General features: G+C 70.0%; 20 protein-coding genes. 11 read left to right on the top strand and 9 right to left on the bottom strand.

Annotation, left to right across the window (positions count from 1 at the left end; all coding sequences use genetic code 11):
- Positions 1-35 precede the first annotated feature (35 nt).
- Together ACWDRB_RS01680 and ACWDRB_RS01675 are read left to right on the top strand one after the other, a co-directional pair.
- Positions 36-1,136 (top strand): branched-chain amino acid ABC transporter permease, encoded by a 1,101-nt coding sequence (locus tag ACWDRB_RS01680; RefSeq protein ID WP_449891449.1) that lies wholly within the window; start codon positions 36-38, stop codon positions 1,134-1,136.
- 13 nt (positions 1,137-1,149) lie between these two features.
- Entirely contained in the window at positions 1,150-2,439 is a 1,290-nt protein-coding gene (locus tag ACWDRB_RS01675; RefSeq protein ID WP_397365266.1) for an ABC transporter substrate-binding protein, read from the top strand.
- A 60-nt stretch (positions 2,440-2,499) separates the two neighbouring features.
- On the opposite strand, the gene ACWDRB_RS01670 is transcribed toward ACWDRB_RS01675, so the two are convergent.
- From ACWDRB_RS01670 to ACWDRB_RS01655, 4 genes are all read right to left on the bottom strand, one after another.
- Positions 2,500-2,883 (bottom strand): hypothetical protein, encoded by a 384-nt coding sequence (locus ACWDRB_RS01670; protein ID WP_449891448.1) that lies wholly within the window; start codon positions 2,881-2,883, stop codon positions 2,500-2,502.
- A 239-nt stretch (positions 2,884-3,122) separates the two neighbouring features.
- Entirely contained in the window at positions 3,123-4,040 is a 918-nt protein-coding gene (gene bla, locus ACWDRB_RS01665; RefSeq protein ID WP_449891447.1) for a class A beta-lactamase, read from the bottom strand.
- Positions 4,041-4,136: 96 nt separating this feature from the next.
- Positions 4,137-5,390: an MFS transporter gene (locus ACWDRB_RS01660; RefSeq protein WP_449891446.1), complete on the bottom strand. Its 1,254-nt coding sequence runs from the start codon at positions 5,388-5,390 to the stop codon at positions 4,137-4,139.
- Complete coding sequence (locus tag ACWDRB_RS01655; RefSeq protein WP_449891445.1) at positions 5,383-5,970, bottom strand: winged helix-turn-helix domain-containing protein; 588 nt, start codon at positions 5,968-5,970, stop codon at positions 5,383-5,385. Before ACWDRB_RS01655 ends, ACWDRB_RS01660 begins: the two co-directional genes overlap by 8 nt.
- A gap of 72 nt (positions 5,971-6,042) precedes the next feature.
- Between ACWDRB_RS01655 and ACWDRB_RS01650 the strand changes: the two genes are divergently transcribed.
- The 4 genes from ACWDRB_RS01650 to ACWDRB_RS01635 all read left to right on the top strand — a co-directional run bounded on the left by ACWDRB_RS01650 (position 6,043) and on the right by ACWDRB_RS01635 (position 8,065).
- Positions 6,043-6,432 carry a hypothetical protein gene (locus ACWDRB_RS01650; RefSeq protein ID WP_350722455.1) on the top strand — a complete coding sequence of 130 codons (390 nt, stop codon included), beginning with the start codon at positions 6,043-6,045 and terminating at the stop codon, positions 6,430-6,432.
- Positions 6,433-6,478: 46 nt separating this feature from the next.
- A complete protein-coding gene (locus ACWDRB_RS01645; RefSeq protein ID WP_185077672.1) occupies positions 6,479-6,805 on the top strand; it encodes a YidH family protein in 327 nt (108 codons plus the stop codon).
- A 17-nt stretch (positions 6,806-6,822) separates the two neighbouring features.
- Positions 6,823-7,158 (top strand): YidH family protein, encoded by a 336-nt coding sequence (locus tag ACWDRB_RS01640; protein ID WP_350722453.1) that lies wholly within the window; start codon positions 6,823-6,825, stop codon positions 7,156-7,158.
- A 586-nt stretch (positions 7,159-7,744) separates the two neighbouring features.
- Entirely contained in the window at positions 7,745-8,065 is a 321-nt protein-coding gene (locus ACWDRB_RS01635; RefSeq protein WP_355194725.1) for a hypothetical protein, read from the top strand.
- Between the two features lie 4 nt (positions 8,066-8,069).
- On the opposite strand, the gene ACWDRB_RS01630 is transcribed toward ACWDRB_RS01635, so the two are convergent.
- Positions 8,070-9,902 carry an ABC transporter ATP-binding protein gene (locus tag ACWDRB_RS01630; protein ID WP_449891444.1) on the bottom strand — a complete coding sequence of 611 codons (1,833 nt, stop codon included), beginning with the start codon at positions 9,900-9,902 and terminating at the stop codon, positions 8,070-8,072.
- Positions 9,899-11,683, bottom strand: coding sequence for an ABC transporter ATP-binding protein (locus ACWDRB_RS01625; protein ID WP_449891443.1), 1,785 nt, complete (start codon positions 11,681-11,683; stop codon positions 9,899-9,901). Before ACWDRB_RS01625 ends, ACWDRB_RS01630 begins: the two co-directional genes overlap by 4 nt.
- A 178-nt stretch (positions 11,684-11,861) precedes the next feature.
- Here ACWDRB_RS01625 and ACWDRB_RS01620 point away from each other — a divergent pair, with 178 nt between their 5' ends.
- Both ACWDRB_RS01620 and ACWDRB_RS01615 read left to right on the top strand, forming a co-directional pair.
- Complete coding sequence (locus ACWDRB_RS01620) at positions 11,862-12,335, top strand: nucleoside deaminase (RefSeq protein WP_449891442.1); 474 nt, start codon at positions 11,862-11,864, stop codon at positions 12,333-12,335.
- A 52-nt stretch (positions 12,336-12,387) separates the two neighbouring features.
- The gene (locus ACWDRB_RS01615) at positions 12,388-13,725 is read left to right on the top strand and encodes a sensor histidine kinase (RefSeq protein ID WP_449891441.1); all 1,338 of its coding nucleotides are present in this window, start codon (positions 12,388-12,390) and stop codon (positions 13,723-13,725) included.
- Here ACWDRB_RS01615 and ACWDRB_RS01610 read toward each other — a convergent pair.
- Positions 13,722-14,834: a ferritin-like domain-containing protein gene (locus ACWDRB_RS01610; protein WP_449891440.1), complete on the bottom strand. Its 1,113-nt coding sequence runs from the start codon at positions 14,832-14,834 to the stop codon at positions 13,722-13,724. The genes ACWDRB_RS01615 and ACWDRB_RS01610 overlap by 4 nt on opposite strands.
- An 89-nt stretch (positions 14,835-14,923) precedes the next feature.
- Here ACWDRB_RS01610 and ACWDRB_RS01605 point away from each other — a divergent pair, with 89 nt between their 5' ends.
- Positions 14,924-15,571, top strand: coding sequence for a TetR/AcrR family transcriptional regulator (locus ACWDRB_RS01605; RefSeq protein ID WP_350722440.1), 648 nt, complete (start codon positions 14,924-14,926; stop codon positions 15,569-15,571).
- Between the two features lie 27 nt (positions 15,572-15,598).
- On the opposite strand, the gene ACWDRB_RS01600 is transcribed toward ACWDRB_RS01605, so the two are convergent.
- Positions 15,599-16,048 (bottom strand): aggregation-promoting factor C-terminal-like domain-containing protein, encoded by a 450-nt coding sequence (locus ACWDRB_RS01600; protein ID WP_350722438.1) that lies wholly within the window; start codon positions 16,046-16,048, stop codon positions 15,599-15,601.
- A 416-nt stretch (positions 16,049-16,464) separates the two neighbouring features.
- The gene (locus tag ACWDRB_RS01595; protein ID WP_449891439.1) at positions 16,465-16,980 is read right to left on the bottom strand and encodes a GNAT family N-acetyltransferase; all 516 of its coding nucleotides are present in this window, start codon (positions 16,978-16,980) and stop codon (positions 16,465-16,467) included.
- Positions 16,981-17,193: 213 nt separating this feature from the next.
- Between ACWDRB_RS01595 and ACWDRB_RS01590 the strand changes: the two genes are divergently transcribed.
- On the top strand, positions 17,194-17,679 hold the full coding sequence (locus tag ACWDRB_RS01590) for a glutathione peroxidase (RefSeq protein WP_363965584.1): 486 nt from the start codon (positions 17,194-17,196) through the stop codon (positions 17,677-17,679).
- A gap of 47 nt (positions 17,680-17,726) precedes the next feature.
- The gene (locus ACWDRB_RS01585; protein WP_449891438.1) at positions 17,727-18,509 is read left to right on the top strand and encodes an SDR family oxidoreductase; all 783 of its coding nucleotides are present in this window, start codon (positions 17,727-17,729) and stop codon (positions 18,507-18,509) included.
- Position 18,510: the final 1 nt, after the last annotated feature.

Here is an 18,510-nt window from a genome sequence, read left to right as displayed (position 1 = left end):
CCGTTCCTGACATACCGACCGGACGGTCTCGCCGGGTGCGCGGGCGGCCGCTGCTCTACACCTCCTACGCCCAGGACATGGCGCTGCTCGACACCCCGGCGAAGCGGGTGTGGACGGGGCTGCTGGTGCTGCTGGCGTTCGGGCTGGCGGTGCTGCTGCAGGACCGGTCGCTGGAGGTGCTGGCGGGCGCGTACGCGCTGGCCATCGGCGCCATCGGCCTCAACATCGTCACCGGCTACGCGGGGCAGGTCTCGCTCGGCCACGCGTTCTTCGTCGCCATCGGTGCCTACACCGCCGCCGCCGTGTCCGGCCCCGTGGACGGCGAGCGCATCGGCTTCGGCCTCGCGGAGATCTGGATCTGGCTGCCCGCGGCCGGTCTCGTCGCGGCCGCGGCCGGGGTGCTGGTCGCGCCGCTGGCCACCCGCCTGCGCGGCCTCTACCTGGCCGTCGTCACGCTCGGGCTGGTGTTCCTCGGCGAGCACGTCTTCAAGGAGTGGCAGGACCTCACCGGCGGGCCGGGGGTCGGGCGCGAGGCGGCGGTCCCGCAGCTCTTCGGCGTGCGCCTCGACCAGGACGGGCCGCTCGGCACCAGGGAGCAGTCGCTGTACGTGCTCATGCTGGCGCTGCTCGTCGTCTTCGCCCTGGCGGCCCGCAACCTGGCCCGCTCGCGCGTCGGCCGCGCCTTCGCCGCCATCCGCGACCGGGACATCGCGGCCGAGGTCATCGGGGTGCCGCTCACCCGCTACAAGGTCCTGGCCTTTGGCATCTCGTCGTTCTACGCGGGCTGCGCCGGGGGCCTGCTGTACACGATCTCCGGCTACGTCGAGCCCGGGTCGTTCAGCCTGCTGCTGTCGGTGCAGTTCATCGCGATGGTGCTGATCGGCGGCGTGGCCACCGTGTCGGGGTCGATCGCGGGGGCGCTGTTCATCTCGCTGCTGCAGCCGCTGACCAGGGCGCTGCCGGCGCTGGTGCCGTTCGTGAGCGCGGACACCACGCTGACGCCGAACGTGTTCCAGGTCGAGACCGTGCTGTACGGGCTGCTCATCGTGGTGTTCCTGATCTTCGAGCCACGGGGCCTGTTCGGCCTGTGGATCCGGGTCCGCAACTACTGGAAGTCATGGCCTTTCTCCTACTAGAAGGTGATTTTTCATGAAGAGTCGCTATGCAGCGGGATTTATCGCGATAGTGGCCCTTCTGTCCGCGTGCGGCGTCTTCCGGGGGGACGACGAGGGCAGCAAGGGCGGCGCCCAGGCTCCAGGTGTCACCACCGCACCCTGTCCCACCGCGGTGGACGCCAAGAAGGGCTGCATCTACCTCGGTACGATCTCCGACCTGACCTCCGGTCCCTTCGCCGCGCTGGCCGTGCCGATCACCGACGCCCAGAAGGCGTTCTGGGCCCGCGTCAACAAGGCCGGCGGCATCGGCGGCAAGTACGAGGTCGACGTCACCAAGTACGTACGGGACAACAAGTACAACCCGGAGGTGCACCGCCAGGTCTACAACGAGATCAAGGACCACGTGCTCGCGCTGGCCCAGACGCTCGGCTCGCCCACGACCGCCGCCATCCTCGGCGACCTCAAGGCCAACAGCGTCGTCGCCGCCCCCGCCTCGTGGACCTCGGCCTGGGAATTCGAGGACGTCATGATCGAGAGCGGCTCCAACTACTGCGTCGAGGCCATGAACTCCGTGGACTACGCGATGGACACGTACAAGCCGAAGTCGGTCATGGCCGTCCACCTGGCCGGCGACTACGGCGCGGACGCCGCCGCCGGCGCCAAGATCGCCGCCGAGCGCAACGGCCTGAAGTTCACCAACGTCGAGACCCCCTCGGGCGCCACCGAGCAGGGCCGGGCCATCACCGAGATCACCAAGAACAAGCCCGACCTGGTCATCCTCACCACCGGCCCGGCCGACGCCGCCACGATCATCGGTCAGGCGGCCGCGGCCGGCTACAAGGGCCGCTTCATCGGCACCGGCCCCACCTGGAACCCGGCCCTGCTGAAGTCCCCCGCCGCCCCCGCCCTCAAGGCCCTGTACGAGCAGTCGGCCCCGGGCAAGCCGTGGGGCGCCGACACCCCGGGGCACAAGGCGATGCGCGACGCCCTGCCCGGGGTGACGCCCAACGACGGGTACACCTCGGGATGGGCCTGGGCGTACCCGATGAAGGCGGCCCTGGACGCGATGGTGGCCGGCGGGGACGTGAGCCGCAAGGGGCTGCTGGCGGCCGTCAAGACGCTGAGGACGGTGGACTACGAGGGCATGCTCCCGCCGGAGGCGGGCAACTACGCGGACGCGTCGAGCGCCGCGGTGTTCAGGCAGACGCTGATCAACAAGGTCGACGAGCAGGCGCCGACGGGCGTGACGATCGTCAAGGACTTCTTCACGGGGCCGACGGCGCAGGGGTACACCTTCGACGGTCCTTGCTACAACAAGCTCTAGCGAACGCGAAGGGCGGACTCGTGTGTTTCACGAGTCCGCCCTTTCACGGCGGGGCAGGCGCTAGTTGGCGCTGACCTTCCGCTGGATGTCGATGAGGATGTTCATCATCTCGTTCTGGTTGCCCTGCAGATTGTTGATCTTGCCGTCCATGGACTCGAAGCGGTTGTCGATCTCCTCGAACTTCGTGTCGATCTTGGCGTCGAGTGCGGTGACCCGCTCGTCGAGGACGGTGACCTTGGTGTCGAGGGCCGTGACCCGCTCGTCGAGGATGGTGACCTTGGCGTCCAGTCCGGTCACCTTCGCGTCGAGGATCTTGACGTGGTTGGCCACGCCGTTGATCCGCTCGGTGAGCTGCTGCCCGAGCTCAGCCTGGTCCGCCCGGAGCCGGATGAACTCGTTGTCCAACTCGGTGCCGAGGTTGCAGCAGAGTTCCTTGAAGCTCATGTTGATCTCCCTTACCTTGGAGGTAAGGGACCGGGGATTGTAGGGATCTCCGGTCCCGCTTTCTTTGCCAAGAGGATACCCCCTCAATTGGCGATCACAAGCGGAATCGAATGAAGATTCCCCTGGTCAGGGGGCAACTAGCACCTTAAGTCCGGAATTATCCCCCGCATTGGAAAGAATTATTTTCAGGTTAAGCGCGGGTGCGAATGGGGTATCGAAATCGCCGCCCCCGCTGGTCGTCAGAGCTTGCCGAGGCCGCGGGCCAGGATGGTGGCCGTGCGGGCGATGGCCGTGTCGTCGCCGGTCTCGCCCGCCGCGCGGTTCGTGTAAATGGCCATGATGATGGGAGACGCGCCCTTCTTGGGCCAGATGACCGCGATGTCGTTCCCTCCGCCGAAAGCCGAGTTGGTGCCGGTCTTGTCGCCGATCGTCCAGGTCTTCGGCAGGCCGGCGCGGATGCGGGCGTCACCGGTCTTGGTCGCGATCATCCAGGCGTTGAGCTGCTCCCGGTCCTTGGCGGTGAGCGCGTTCCCGGTCGTGACCGCGCGCAGGTCGCGGGCGATGGACGCGGGCGTCGTGGTGTCGCGCTTCTCCTTGGGCGTCCAGTCGTTCAGCTCGGTCTCCCAGCGGTCCAGGCGGGAGATCGGGTCCTTCAGCGTGCGGAAGTACTGCGTCAGGCCCGCCGGCCCGCCGATCTGCTTGAGCACCATGTTGCCCGCGGTGTTGTCGCTCAGGGTGATGGTCGCCTCGCACAGCTGGTTGACGGTCAGGCCGTCCTCCACGTGCTTCTCGGTGGTGGGGGAGTTCGGCTTGAGGTCGTCGGCCGTCCAGCGCACGACCTTCTCCATCAGCCCGGGGTCGGAGGTGCGCGCCTTGTGCAGCACGGCCGCGCAGGCCATCGCCTTGAACGTGGACAGCAGCGGGAACCGCTCGTTCGACCGGTAGCCGATCGTCCTGCCGGTGGCGGTGTCGATGGCGTACGCGCCGATGCGCCCCTTGAACGACGCCTCCAGCGCGCGCAGCTCCTTACGGGCCTGGGCCTCGCCCGAGAGCGCCTGCACGGAGCTCGTGGCCGAGGCCGCGCCCGCCGGGAGGGCCCCGCCCGTCAGGAAGGAGATGGTCAGGGTGGCTGCTGCCGTGAAGCGGCGGTTTCGCATGCTTTGTCCTTGCGGTCGTCCGTCAATGGGCAAGGAGCAAAGCAGATGCGATCACCACGTGTCTAATAGCGATATCGCGAAGAAGTCGATATCGATTCACGCATGAGCGCAGGTCAGAACCATGATTCCGGCGACGATCAGCCCGGCCGCGTGCACGCACAACGCGGGCACGACCCCTGCCACCCCACCGAGCACCCCCGCCAGCCCCATGCCGCCCAGCGCCGTGGCCGCGTGGGCGCTGCCCAGGACGCCGAACACGCCTCCCCGCCGGTCGTCGCCGGCGACGTTCTGGGCCAGCGTGGCGAACCCCGCCGTCGCGGCCGCCGCGGGCACCCCGGCCAGCCCGATCAGCACCAGCGCCGGCCACAGCGCGGGCACGGCCAGCGGGTAGGTGAACAGGGCCAGGTCCACCAGCCCGAAGACGACCGTCGCCCCGCCCAGCAGCACCCGCGGGTCGGCGCGCCCCGGACGGAGCGCCACGATGAGCCCGCCCAGGATCCCGCCGACCGCCTGCACCGACAGGAACAGCCCGTAGGCGTCACCCGCGCCACCGAGCACGTCACTCACGAAGGGCGCGGCGAGTGTGGCGAAGATCCCCTCGCCCAGCCCCGTGATCATCATGTACGCCACCAGCAGGCGGACGCCCGCGTCCCCCATGGCCAGGCGGAGCCCGGCGACCCACTGCCCGCCCATCGTCGCCGTCCTCGCCGGGCGTCCGGGCGGCCGGAGGGTGGCCTGCAGGGCCGCGGAGGCCAGGAAACTGGCCACGTCGATCAGCACGACCGCGGCGAGCCCTCCGGCGCTGACGGCGAGCCCGCCCAGCATCGCGCCCAGCAGGCGGGCGGCCTGGCCGGTCTGGCCGTGCAGGGCGTTGGCCCGTACGAGCTGCGACTCCGCCACGATCTGCGGCACCAGGGCCTTCTGCGCGGGAGCGAGCACGGTGCTCAGGACGCCGGTCCACAGCGCGACGGCGTACACGATCCACACCTGGCCCGGCCCGCGTACGGCCAGCAGCGGCAGCAGGCCGAGCGCGAGCAGCAGGTCGGTGACGACCAGCACCCGGCGGCGATCCCACCGGTCGGCCAGCACCCCGGCCAGTGACCCGAGCACGACGTCGGGCAACCGCGAGACCAGCAGCATGATCGCGGTGGACAGGGTGGAGCCCGTGAGGCGGTAGACGTGGAACGCCAGCCCGGTGCTGATCACCCAGTCGCCGGTCTGCGAGATCAGCCCGGCGAGGAGCAGGCGCCGGTAGTCCCGGTTACCGGCCAACAGCGCGCGAACCCCGCCCCCCTCGTCGCGGGTGCCGTCCGATGCGCGGACCCCGCCAGCGGGGCGGGGCTCAGTCACCGGAGCCCGTGGGTGGCAAGGGGACGACCAGTTGCGTAACCAGCACTGGCCGGGCGCCGGCGGGACGGGCCGAGGGGTCGTCGACGCGGGCCATCAGCGGCCCGAGCAGCTTCGCCACCGCCGCGCCCAGCGCCGTCACCTCCTCCGCCGTGGCGTAGAGGTACAGGTTCCCCAGACCGCCCACCCCCCGCCACGGTTCGGGCTCGTCCTCGCGATGCTGCTGCCACTCGGCCAGGCGTGACAGCGCGCGCTCGGCGATCACCTGCTCCAGCAGGCTCCGGGCGGCCGCCTGCTCCGGCCCGGCCGCGTCGTCGTCCCACTCCTGGAGGGTCTCGGTCGCCTTCCACGGCCGCTCGCGCTCGTCGCGCGCCGCCGCCTGCTCCACGAAGCCGTACTTGGCCAGCTGCCGCAGATGGTACGAGGCCAGCGCCTGGCTGATGCCCATCTCCCGCGCGGCGTCGGCGGCGGTCATCGCGCCCGCCCTCAGCAGCAGCTCGTGCAGCGCCAGCCGCACCGGGTGCGCGAACGCCCGCATCGCGGCCGGGTCGCTGAGCCGTCGCCGCGAGGATTCCAAAGACATGCTTGGAATCTTGGGCGCCCGTCGCCGGAGATGTCAAGGGAGCCTTTGGAATGCGTTGGGTAGGGTCGAGGTATGCGACTCCTCAAGAGCCGATTCGTGCCCCTGGCCGCCTTCGCCGTCTGTGTCTTCGCCGCCGGATGCGGTGAGGTCAACAGCACCATCGACAAGGCCCAAGCGTGCCTCGAAGCCCCGAAGATCGTCGCCGACCTGGGTGCCCAGCTCAAGACGCTCGCCGACGATCCCAAGGCCATGGACAAGGCCCTCGACGACGCCGCCACCAAGCTCAACGACGTGGCCGACAAGGCCGCCAACACCACGATCAAGGAAGCCTCCGACGACCTGGCCAAGACGCTGAGCGGCATCAACGTCACCAACGTCAACGACGCCGTGGACGCCACCCAGAAGGTCCTCACCGAGAGCGCGGCCTATGCCGAGAAGGTGGCCAAGGCCTGCACTGGCTGAATCCCAACTTCTCTAGGGGAAATGGGGACGAATTACCGTATTTCCCATGGAACCCGACCCGCGTTTCACCTTGGCCAATGAACGAACCTTCCTCACCTGGCTGAGCACGGCGCTGGCGCTCAGTGCGGGTGGGGTGGCGATGGCGGCGGTGCCCGAGCACGTGTTCGTGCCGTGGATCCGTACCGCGCTGGCCGTGGTGCTGGTGACGCTCTCCGCTCTCGCGGCGGGCATGGCGTATCCGCGCTGGCGCAACATCCAGCGCGCCCTGCGGCAGCAGGCGCCGCTGCCGCCCCCCGCGCTCGCGGCGGTCTTCGGGTACGGCGTGGCGGCCGTGGCCGTGATCGCCCTCGTGCTGATCATCCTGGCCGCCTGAGTCCGAGGCCGGATCAGGTGACCCCGGAGAAGGAGATCTGGGACGAGGGGCTGCAGAGCGAGCGCACCCGGCTGGCCTGGGTGCGCACGGCCGTGGCGCTGGCCACCGGCGGGCTCGGCGCGGCCGGCCTGTCCCTCAGGCACGGCCTGCCCGTGGCCTCGATGGTGGTGTTCGCGCTGGCCGCGCTCTGCGGCGCCGTGCTGCTGATCAGGACCGGGGCGCGGTTCCGCCGCGTGCAGGAGGCCCTGCACGGCGGCAAGCCGCTGAACCCGGGGCTCGACGTGCTGTTCGCCTGGCTCGGCACCATGTGCGTGGTGGCCGGCGCCATCGTCTTTGTTCTGGCGATTCGGTAAGCGCGGTTGCCAGATCCGGAGAAGGAGGCACACACTCGGAGATGAGGGGGTGACCTCGTTGGAAGAAGAACACAGGATCGTGCCTTTCGAGTGCCGCGGATGCTGGCACGTATGGGAAGAGGAGTACCTCGTCAGGCACATCGACGACCGTCACGGAAACGAGCGGGAGATCTGGTTGCACGGCGGGCTCCCCGTGCTGCCGCCGTCACCAGGGGGCGTCATGTGCCCGAGGTGCGGCTGTCAGCAGGCCACGACCTTCCCGGACGGTTACCTGTCCCGACATCCGGAGCTGATCCCGCCCGCGGAGCCCCCCGCGCCGGACGCGACTCCGCTGCTCAGCCCGGTTCGGAAGTCCATCTACGAACGACTAACCTGACACTTGGTGAGCATTCCATAGCGGAAAGTGTCATAAAGCCCGTCTTGCGGGCGCGCGAAGTCAAGCGGACACTCGGGATCGACGGCGATCAGAAGCCGGGGGGTGGTCCCAGTGACCGAAGGATTCGACACCCGCGAGACGTGGCCTTTCGAATGCCTTCGTTGCTTACATGTCTGGGAAGAGAACTTCGTCGTCAGACATCTCACAGACGTGCACGGCAACGAGGTGGACCTCTGGCTCAGCGCGGGAGTGACCGTGCCGCCGCCCTGGTCGGGCACCTGCTGCCCGCTCTGCGGCGCGTACCACGTGACCTCGTTCCCCAGGGGGTATCTGGCGCGGCATCCCGAACTCGTGCCCGCCCCCGATCCGGAGCCCGAGCCGGTGTTCGCCGCGGCGACGCCGGAGCCGGGCAGGGTGTCCGCGCCGCGGACCCACCTGCCCGGCAGGCTGCTGATCGCCCTCGGGGTGCCCCTGGCGCTGTTCGTCGGGTACGAGCTGTACGCGAACGCCGTGGCCATGGCGCACCACTAGGGAGCTAGCTGAGGCTCTCCAGCCACGCCTGGTGCAGCCCGGCATACCGGCCCGAGGCCGCGATGAGCCGGTCCGGCGGACCGTCCTCGACGATCTCGCCCCGGTCCATCACCAGCACCCGGTCGGCGATCTCCACCGTCGAGAGGCGGTGCGCGATGATCAGCGCCGTCCGGTCGGCCAGGATCGTGCGCAGCGCGCGCTGCACCAGCCGCTCGCTCGGCACGTCGAGGCTGGAGGTGGCCTCGTCGAGAATCAGCACGGCGGGATCGGCGAGGAACGCCCTGGCGAACGCGACGAGCTGGCGCTGCCCGGCGGACATCCGGCCGCCGCGCTTGCCCACCTCGGTGTCGTAGCCGTCGGGCAGGCTCGAGACGAACTCGTGCGCCCCGATGGCCTTGGCCGCCTCGCGTACCTCCCGGTCGGTGGCGTCGGGCCGGCCGAACCTGATGTTGTCGGCGACCGTACCGCTGAACAGGAAGTTCTCCTGCGTCACCATGACCACGGCCGCGCGCAGCGCCGGCTCGTCCAGCGTGCGCAGATCGACGCCGTCGAGCAGCACGCGGCCGTCGGTGGGGTCGTAGAAGCGGGAGATCAGCTTGGCCAGCGTCGTCTTCCCCGCACCCGTCGCCCCGACCAGCGCCACCGTCTGCCCGGCCGGGACCGTCAGGTCGAGCCGGGGCAGGATCGGCATCTCCTCGACGTAGGCGAACCTGACGCCCTCGAAGCGCACCTTGCCGCGCGCCCTGCCGTCCGGCAGCCTGGCAGGCTCGCGCGGCTCGGGCACGGAGGGCTCCTCCTCCAGCACGCCCGACAGCTTCTCCAGCGCCGCACCGGCCGACTGCAGGGTGTTGTAGAACTGGCTGACCTCCTGCATCGGCTCGTAGAACTGGCGCAGGTAGAGCAGGAAGGCGGCCAGCACGCCGACCTTGACCTCGCCCTCCACCGCCAGCCAGCCGCCGTACAGCAGCACGCCGCCGATCGTCAGGTTGCCGATCAGCTTGATCCCGGTCATGAACGCCGCGCCGAGCTGCATGCTGCGCGCGTTCGCGCCCCGGTAGTCGTCGTTGAGCTGCTCGAAGATCTCCTGGTTGCGCGGCTCCCTGCGGAAGGCCTGCACCGCGCGGATGCCGGTCATCGACTCCACGAAGTGCACGATCACCAGCGCCACCGTCTCCCGCGTACGGCGGTAGACGATCGCCGACTGCGTCCGGAACCACCGGGTGAACAGCAGCAGGAACGGCAGCGGGACGAGCGCCAGCAGGCCCAGGTGCACGTCCAGCACCAGCAGCAGCACGGCCGTGCCCGCCATGGTCAGCACGGCCTTGACCAGCGCGTCGAACCCCGACTGGAGCAGCTCCGCGATGGCCTCGATGTCCGAGGTCAGCCGCGAGATGACCCGCCCGGAGGTGTACTGCTCGTGGAAGCTCAGCGACAGGCGCTGGAAGTGGTCGAACACCCTCCTGCGCAGTTCGAGCAGGGTGCCCTGGCCGATCTGGCCGGACAGCGTCAGGAACGCCCGGCGCGTGAGCGCCTGCGTGATCGCCGCGGCCAGGATCACGCCGACCACGGTCAGCAGGACCGCGGGGCCGGCCCCGCTCGTGATCGGCGGGATGCCCTCGTCGATCCCGATGGAGACCAGGAAGGGGATCGAGAGCCCGGCCGCGTTGGAGACGACGACGATCGCGACGAGCAGCCCGATCTTCTTCCGGTACGGCCTGAGCAACGCGCCGAGCAGCCGCCGGGAGCGCTCCCGGAGCAGGACGGACACCTTCTCCGGCAGCTCGTCCTGGTCCTCGGAGGACACGCCCCGCCAGGACGCCGTGGTGGTCGTGGTCATCGCAGCGCTCCTTCCGCGGCGTCGTCGAAGTCGGCGTCCTGGGCCAGCAGCTCGCGGTATTCGGGCACCTGGGCCAGCAACTCCTGGTGCTGCCCGACGTGCGTGATCGTGCCGCCCCGCAGCAGCGCCACCTTGTCGGCCAGCAGCACGGTCGAGGCGCGGTGGGCGACCACGATGCCGGTCGCGTCACGCAGCACGTGCCGCAGCGCCTCCTCCACGAGCGCCTCGGTCTCCACGTCGAGCGCGGAGAGGGTGTCGTCGAGCACGAGGATCCGCGGATGGCTCAGCACGGCCCGCGCCAGGGCCAGGCGCTGCCGCTGGCCGCCGGACAGGGACAGGCCCTGCTCGCCGATGCGGGTGTCGAGGCCCCACGGCAGGTCGTACACGAACATGGCCTGCGCGGTCTGGATGGCCTCGGCCAGCTCCTCGTCGGTGGCGTCGAGCCGGCCGAGCGTGAGGTTCTCCCGCACGCTCATCGAGAACAGCGTCGGCTCCTCGAACGCCGTGGCCACCACCGAGCGGAGGCTGGTCAGCTCCAGGTCGCGCACGTCGTACCCGTCGATCGTGACGCGGCCCTCGGTGGGGTCGATCAGCCGCGGCACCAGGGCGGTCAGCGTGGTCTTGCCGGAGCCGGTCGCGCCCACGACGGCCACCGTCTCACCGGGGCGCACGTCCAGCCAGACGTCGCGCAGCACCGGCTCCTCGGAGTCGTGGAAGCGGAACCCGACGCCCTCGAAGCGCAGGTGGCCGCGGGGCCCGTCGATGGTCCGCGTGCCGCCCTCGATGGCGGGCACCGTGTCCATGACCTCCATGAGGCGGTCGGCGGAGGTCATGGCCTCCTGGGCCATGGCGAGGATGTAGCCCAGGCTCGCGATCGGCCAGACGAGCTGGAGCATCAGCGTGGTGAACGCGACCAGCGCGCCCAGCGTCAGCGAGCCCGTGCCGACGGCCAGCGCGCCCAGCAGCAGCACCAGGGCCAGGGTGATGTTGGGGATGATCTCGAGGAAGGCGAAGAACTTGGCCAGCAGCCGGGCCTTGTCCATCGAGGTGCCGTAGACCTTGAGCGCGCCCTCGTCGTAGCGGTCGAAGACGTAGTGGCGGCGGCCGAAGGCCTTGATCGTGCGGATGCCGAGGGCGGACTCCTCGACGAGCGTGGCGAGGTCGCCCTGCTCGTCCTGCACCTGGCGGGAGGTCTTGATGTAGCGCTTCTCGAACCGCAGCGACAGCCACACGATCGGCACGGCCGAGGCCAGCACCAGCAGCCCGAGCGGCCAGTACTTGTTCAGCAGCAGCACGGTCACCGTGATCAGCTGCAGGATGTTCATGACCAGGAAGAGCATGCCGAAGCCGAGGAAGCGCCGGATGGTCGACAGGTCGGTCGTGGCCCGGGATAACAGCTGCCCGGACTGCCAGTCGCCGTGGAAGCCCATGGGCAGCCGCTGCAGGTGCTCGTAGAGGTCGTCGCGGATCGCGGTCTCCAGGCCGAGCACCGGCTTCACCTGGGCCCACCGCCGCAGCAGGATCAGCAGGGCCTCGACGACGCCGACGCCGATCGCGAGCAGCCCGAGGGGGAGCAGCGCGCCGGAGTCCCCGTGGGCCACGGGACCGTCGATGACCTTCTCGCTGATGAGCGGGAGCGCGATGCCGGCCGCGATGCCGACGATCGCCGCCAGCCAGATGAACACCAATCTGACGACGTAGGGGCGGAGGTAGGACTTCATCCGCCACAGGGAGTTGGAGGAGAGCAGGGGACGTTGAGGTATGTGCGTATCGGGAGGCATCCCTTCTAGGCTAATACGAGGGTTCAACCGATTTTCAGTAGCCCGAAGAGTGCGGTTCTTGTACGTGACGTGCGGAAACAGTGAAAGATCTTGCACATTCGGCTGACCGTTACTTTTGTTGTGATCTGTTGGGGTATGTTCTTGGCCCTGCTCGGCGGCCGTCTACGATGGGGGACTCATGATCGCTGAATCGGAGATGCCGCACCTGCGCCGCTGCGTCGAGCTGGCCGCGCGGGCGCTGGAGGTGGGCGACGAGCCGTTCGGGTCGGTGCTGGTCTCCGGCGACGGGGCCGTGCTGGCCGAGGACCACAACCGGGTGGCCTCCGGCGACAACACGCAGCATCCGGAGTTCGCGCTGGCCCGCTGGTCGGCGGCGCACCTGACACCCGAGGAGCGGGCGGCCGCCACCGTCTACACCTCCGGCGAGCACTGCCCGATGTGCGCCGCCGCCCACGCGTGGGTCGGGCTGGGCCGCATCGTGTACGTGGCCTCGTCGGTGCAGCTCGCCGCGTGGCTGTCGGAGCTCGGCGTCCCGCAGCCGCCCGTACGCACGCTCCCGGTCAACGAGGTCGCGCCCGGGGTGGCGGTCGAGGGTCCGGTGCCGGAGCTGGCGGAGGAGGTCCACGAGCTGCATCGCCGTTTCCACGGCTGAGCAAATATGCCGTTTTACCTGGGATTTGTACTCTCCGTGACAGAGTACGACCATGGTGTTGGGCCGCTCGATCAGGGCCCGGATGACCATCGTGACGGTGGTGGTCTTCGGGGCCGTCGTCCTTCTGGGGATCCTGGCGATCTCGCTGACCTACCCCGTGCGGGCGCGGGCGGACCTCGTCCAGCAGGCTGACGACGCCAGCCGGCACCTGGCCCTGACCATCACCGAGCACCGGTTCAGCGGCCCGATCCCACCGCGGAAGGGCGTCTACCTCTTCCAGGTCGTGAACGCCTCCGGCCAGGTCCTGGCCGCCAGCACCGGCCTCGCCGGCCAGCCGCCGGTCACCCGGGCCTGGCCCACGGGAGGCGATCTGCGAATCCAGACCCGGGTGTGTCCCGGCAGGTGCATGGTCGTCGTGGGGACGAGCAACCCCGCCAGCGCGTACGGGTCCGTCGTCGCCTTCGCCGCCCTGCGGGAGCCGTTCCTGCTGGGCTCGCCGTTCCTGCCCCTGGTGCTGGCCGCCTTCGGGGCGGTGCTGGTGGCGCTGACGGGATGGGGCGCCTGGTACGGGGTCGGCCGGGTGCTGGCCCCCGTGGAGCGGATCAGGGCGGGGCTGGAACGCATCAGCGCCCAGGACCTGAGCCGGCGCGTCGACGTGCCCGACACGCAGGACGAGGTCGCCGAGTTGGCCGCCACGGTCAACGAGACCCTGGAGCGGCTGGAGGGCGCCGTGGCCCGGCACCGGCGCTTCGTCTCCGACGCCTCCCACGAGCTGCGGACGCCGATCACCGGGCTCCTGGTGCGGCTGGAGGCGGGGCTCGCGGACCCGCACGAAGGCGAGTGGCGGGCGGCGATCAAGGACGCCGAGCGGTTGTCGGACATCGTCCACGACCTGCTCCTGATGGCCCGGCTGGACGCGGGGGTGCAGCCCGAGCAGGAGCGGATCGAGCTGGGGAAGCTGGTCGAGGAGGAGGTCGCGCGACACCCCTGCCGGCTGCCGCTGACCATGGACGTGGAGCCTGGGCTCTTCGTCCGCGGCAACCGGCTCCGGCTCGCCCGGCTGCTGACGAACCTGATGTCCAACGCCGACCGCTACGGGGAATCCCGGGTGTGGATCTCCGTGCGGGGGTGGGCGGACCAGGCCGTGGTGGAGGTGCTGGACGACGGCCCGGGGATCCCGGCGGAGATGCGGGACCAGGTGTTCGAGCGGTTCACCCGCCTCGATCACACCCGGTCGAGGGACACCGGGGGCACCGGGCTGGGGCTGCCGATCGCCCGCGACATCGCCAAGGCCCACGGCGGGACGCTGGAGATCGGGGACGGCCCCGGGGCCCGGATGATCCTGCGCCTGCCGCAGAGCCTGCCCGCCCCCGACGCGACGCGACTCTAGGACTTGCCGAGCTCGACGGTCTCGGCCACCTCGGCGTGCCGCTCGGCCTCCTCCTGGGTGAACCGCTCCGCGTCGAGCTTGTCGGCGATGTCCTCGTCCTGGCGCATCAGGGCGTCCAGGGACTGGCCCGCCATCTCCAGCACGCCCATCTCCGCGTACGCCTGCCGCAGCCGCGGGCTCCACAGCCCGATGTCCTTGACGCACGGAACGATCCGGCTGAACAGCAGCGACCTGAACAGCCGCAGGTATTCGGAGTGGTCGGTGGCCTCCATGGCCTCGTCGACCTCGGCCTTCGACAGGCCCAGGTTCTCCCAGGTCTCCCGTCCGCGCAGCCGGTCGCGCATGAGGTAGCAGCCCTCGATGACGAAGTCCTCGCGCTCGCGCAGCTCGGTCTCCGACAGGTTCCGGTAGTGGTCGCGCAGCGCCATCCGGCCGAAGGCCACGTGCCTGGCCTCGTCCTGCATCACGTACGCGAGGATCTGCTTGGGCAGCGGCTTGGTCGTGATGTCGCGCATCACCCCGAACGCCGCCAGCGCCAATCCCTCGATGAGCACCTGCATGCCGAGGTAGGGCATGTCCCAGCGGGAGTCGCTCAGCGTGCTGTCGAGCAGGGCCTTGAGGTGCTCGTTGATCGGGTACGCCAGGCCCACCTTCTCCTGGAGGAAGCGCGCGTACGTCTCGGCGTGGCGCGCCTCGTCCATCGTCTGGGTGGCGGCGTAGAACTTCGAGTCGAGGTCGGGGACCGACTCCACGATCTTGGCCGAGCAGATCATCGCGCCCTGCTCGCCGTGCAGGAACTGGGAGAACTGCCACGCCGCGCCGTGCCGCCGAACCTCGTTACGGGTCTGCTCGCTCATCCGCTCCCAGAGCGGGGTGCCGTGGATCGCGATGGTCTGGTCGGGGACGCCCAGGACGTCGTACGGGTCGACCTCGAGGTCCCAGTCGATGCGCTTGGTCGAGTCCCACTGCTTGTCCTTGCCCTTCTGGTACAGGGCCAGCATGCGGTCCCGGCCGTCGTCGTACTCCCAGGTGAATCGGCTCGCCCCGGCCATCTCGACGTTCCACGTGGAGAGCTCGGCGGGGATGGTGTAGAGGTCGTGGGTCGACATGGAACCTCCCAAGGGGGTTACGTACACCGTACGTACGTCCGCCTTCCGAGAGTTCCACGTACACCGTACGTACGTCAATAGAATGAGGTATGCCTACGGAGCCCCTCTCGCGAGGCCGCATCGTCGCCACGGCCATCGACCTCATCGAGCGCGAGGGCGCCGACGCGGTCTCCATGCGGCGCATCGCGGCCGAGCTCGGCGTCGGTGTGATGTCCCTCTACAACCACGTGCCCAACAAGGACGCCCTGCTCAACGGGGTGGCCGAGGCGGTGCTGAGCGAGATCGAGTTCACCGACGACCCCGGCGCGCACTGGACCGAGCGGGTGCGCATGCAGGCTCGGGCGTTCCGCCAGATCGCTCACGACCACCCGCGCTCGACCATGGTGGTCGTCAGCCGCCAGCTCCACTCCACGGCCGGGCTGCTGCCGGTCGAGCGGGCGCTGGCCACGCTGCGCGGCGCCGGGTTCGACGGGGCGGACGCGGTCAGGATGCTGCGGATGTTCATCGCGTACATCGTGGGCTCGCTGCTGCGGGAGGTGGGAGTGACGCCCACGTTCGCGCCCGTCCACAACCGGCTCGTCAAGGCCGAGGGAGTCGATCCCGCGCTGTTCCCCGAGGTCCACTCACTGGCGCCGCTGCTGGATCAGTGCGATCACGAGGCGGAGTTCGAGTTCGGGCTGGAGCTGCTCATCCAGGCGATCGAGGTGCACGTGGCGCGCAGGGAGGGCACCCGGTGAGCCCCGGGTGCCCTCTCCCGCCTTCGGCTAGTACCAGTTGTGCGATCTCCAATGTCCCCAGGCGCCGCACGGCCTGCCGTACCTCCCCTTGATGTAGGACAGCCCCCACCGGATCTGCGTCTCCGGGTTGGACTTCCAGTCGCGGCCGGCGCCGCGCATCTTGCCCGCGGGCAGTGCCTGCGGGATGCCGTACGCGCCGGACGAGCGGTTGAGTGCGTGATGGTTCCAGTTGCTCTCCCTGGTCCAGAGACTGTCCAGGCAGCGGAACTCCTGCAGGTTCCACGACCGCTGGACCACCTGGCCCAGTGCGATCCTCTTGTTCTTGTTGGGCGTCGCCACCGCCACCTTGGGCTGCGCCTTCGTCGTCCAGGTCCCGATCCGCACCACGGGCGGGCGGTCGGCCCAGGCCGCGGGTGCCCCGATCGCGGTGAACGCGGTGAGCGCGGTGACACTGACGAGCGCGCGTTTGCTGTCCAAATCGATCCTTGCTGTCGGGTCGCGTGCGGACAGGCGCACTTGCATCGAGCGCCCCTGCCGATCCGCGCCCGTGGCTCGGACGCGGAGGGTCCGCGCGGCCCTCCGGGAATCTGGCACCGCCCGATCCCGCTGGGCGGCCCGAAGGGCGCCGCGACGTGTCCTCTAGCACGATTCCTATTACGTTCGGTCACCGCGGGTCGTCCATCTCGACACGCGGTGGAGAGGTGTTTGCGCGAGCGTTGCGGATAAAAGTCCCTCTCGCAGTCCCGGCCTTGCCCGCCCCGCCGTCCGGCTGAACGGGCCTTGCCGCAAACCGCGACCAACTATGGGGTTTGGCCGGGCGGGAGCCGCGGGTAAGCACGGCCTCCCACGACGGGGGGATCGGCGGTGGGGTGCCGCCGATCCCCGTCGGGTCGTTACCGCTGGGCCGGTGACGTGGTCACGTACCGGGCCGTGTTCGCCTCGGCGTCCGTGTGTGACCGCTGGAAGCCCGCCTTCTCCAGGACCCTGATCGAGGCCGGGTTCGACAGTTCGACGCCGGCGCACACCGTGTGCACGCCCGGCGCCGTGAGGGCGAACTCCGTCAGCGCGCGCGTCGCCTCGGGAGCGTAGCCGCGGCCCCGGCGGGAGGCCACGATGCCGTACCCGATCTCCAGGATGCCGTCGGCGGGCGGCCAGAACAGGCCGATGGAGCCGACCACGAGACCGCCGTCGCGCTCGATGATCTGGCGATGGCCGTACTCGTCCAGCCACGCGGGGTGCTCGGCGAACAGGCCGGCGATGACGTGGTCACCCTCGGCGGGGAAGTCGTCGGCCCAGTGCGCGGACCGGGTGCCGTGCAGGACGGCGTCGGCTTCGCCGGAGGTCCAGGAACGCAGGACGAGGCGGTCGGTGGTCAGGTCGGCGCCGGCCACCGAGAAGAAAGAAGACACTTGTGACTCCAGGTCGTTGATACGACCGGCCCGCGCTCTAGGCTCGCGCGGGCCGGAGAAGGGCACGCTGATGACGACTGCCGGCAGCCATATTCATCAACCTCCTTCGCTCCGGAGCGATCAGGCGCCTCTCGCGCCGCCGCGAGCCTAGCAGCCCCGCGACGGGGGAGGGCGCGAGACCGAATCACGTTCCGGAGGCGTAGGGTGCGGTTCATGAGCCTCACTGACATCCAGCTCCACACCCTCGACGACGCCCCCACCACCTTCGGAGAGCTGGCGGCCGGCAAGGCCGTCCTCGTCGTCAACGTGGCCTCGCGATGCGGCCTCACCCCGCAGTACGGCGCCCTGGTCAAGCTTCAGGAGCAGTACGGCCCGCGCGGCTTCACGGTGGTCGGCATGCCCTGCAACCAGTTCGCCGGCCAGGAGCCGGGCACGGCCGAGGAGATCCAGGCGTTCTGCTCGGCGACGTACGGCGTGGACTTCCCGCTCCTGGAGAAGGCCGACGTCAACGGCCCCGACCGGCACCCGCTCTACGAGGAGCTGACGCGGACCGCCGACGAGCAGGGCGAGGCGGGCGACGTGCAGTGGAACTTCGAGAAGTTCCTGGTGGACCGGGAGGGCGCCGTCGTGGCCCGCTTCCGTCCCCGCACCACCCCGGACGACCCCGCGGTCACGTCCGCCATCGAGAAGCTCCTCTGAGCGGAAAATCCTTCGACGCCTCGCGAGCGGTCGGCGAGGATGATCGGATGATGTCCGAGACGAGGGTCGCCGTGGTGACCGGCGTGAGCAGGCGGATCGGGATCGGCTACGCCATCGCGCGAGAGCTGCTGGCGACGGGCGCGAAGGTGCTGGTGCAGTCGTGGACCCCGCACGACGCCGAACAGCCGTGGGGCAGCGATCCCGCGGGCATGGACGGCGTGCTGGAGTCGCTGGGCGGCGTCGGCGACCGGCTGCACCACGTGGAGGCCGATTTCGCGGACCCGGCGGCGCCGGCGTGGGTGATGGAGCAGGCGGTCGGCAGGTTCGGGCACGTGGACGTGCTCGTGGCCAACCACGCCCGCAGCAACCGGCAGTCGCTGGCGGAGCTGACGGCCGCCGAGCTGGACCTGTCGTGGGCGGTGAACGCCCGGGCCAGCGCGCTGCTGACGCAGGCGTTCGCGGCCCAGCACGACGACCGGCGCTCCGGCGGCAGGGTGATCATGTTCACCTCGGGCCAGCATCTGGCGCCGATGCCGGACGAGCTGCCGTACGCGATCAGCAAGGGCGCGATCCACCAGATGACGGCCAGCCTGGCCGACGCGCTCGCGGACCGGGGCATCACCGTCAACACCGTCAATCCGGGGCCGGTCGACACGGGCTGGGCCGACCCCGAGCTCGCCCGGCACGTCGGCCGCTCGCTCCCGGCCGGGCGCTGGGGGCGGCCGGAGGAGGTGGCCCGGGTGGTGCGCTGGCTCGCCTCGGACGAGGCCGCCTGGATCACCGGGCAGGTGATCAACTCCGAGGGAGGATTCCGCCGCTGGGTTCCGTAAT

It is taken from the genome of Nonomuraea sp. NPDC003707 (genome assembly GCF_053587055.1).
This window is presented reverse-complemented; position numbering and strand designations above follow the sequence as displayed.

Coding starts and splice junctions, on each gene's coding strand:
- ACWDRB_RS01675 (WP_397365266.1), top strand. CDS start 1,150: ATGAAGAGTCGCTATGCAGCGGGATTTATCGCGATAGTGGCCCTTCTG.
- ACWDRB_RS01670 (WP_449891448.1), bottom strand. CDS start 2,883: ATGAGCTTCAAGGAACTCTGCTGCAACCTCGGCACCGAGTTGGACAAC.
- bla (WP_449891447.1), bottom strand. CDS start 4,040: ATGCGAAACCGCCGCTTCACGGCAGCAGCCACCCTGACCATCTCCTTC.
- ACWDRB_RS01655 (WP_449891445.1), bottom strand. CDS start 5,970: ATGTCTTTGGAATCCTCGCGGCGACGGCTCAGCGACCCGGCCGCGATG.
- ACWDRB_RS01650 (WP_350722455.1), top strand. CDS start 6,043: ATGCGACTCCTCAAGAGCCGATTCGTGCCCCTGGCCGCCTTCGCCGTC.
- ACWDRB_RS01645 (WP_185077672.1), top strand. CDS start 6,479: ATGGAACCCGACCCGCGTTTCACCTTGGCCAATGAACGAACCTTCCTC.
- ACWDRB_RS01630 (WP_449891444.1), bottom strand. CDS start 9,902: ATGACCACGACCACCACGGCGTCCTGGCGGGGCGTGTCCTCCGAGGAC.
- ACWDRB_RS01625 (WP_449891443.1), bottom strand. CDS start 11,683: ATGCCTCCCGATACGCACATACCTCAACGTCCCCTGCTCTCCTCCAAC.
- ACWDRB_RS01620 (WP_449891442.1), top strand. CDS start 11,862: ATGATCGCTGAATCGGAGATGCCGCACCTGCGCCGCTGCGTCGAGCTG.
- ACWDRB_RS01615 (WP_449891441.1), top strand. CDS start 12,388: ATGGTGTTGGGCCGCTCGATCAGGGCCCGGATGACCATCGTGACGGTG.
- ACWDRB_RS01610 (WP_449891440.1), bottom strand. CDS start 14,834: ATGTCGACCCACGACCTCTACACCATCCCCGCCGAGCTCTCCACGTGG.
- ACWDRB_RS01605 (WP_350722440.1), top strand. CDS start 14,924: ATGCCTACGGAGCCCCTCTCGCGAGGCCGCATCGTCGCCACGGCCATC.
- ACWDRB_RS01590 (WP_363965584.1), top strand. CDS start 17,194: ATGAGCCTCACTGACATCCAGCTCCACACCCTCGACGACGCCCCCACC.
- ACWDRB_RS01585 (WP_449891438.1), top strand. CDS start 17,727: ATGATGTCCGAGACGAGGGTCGCCGTGGTGACCGGCGTGAGCAGGCGG.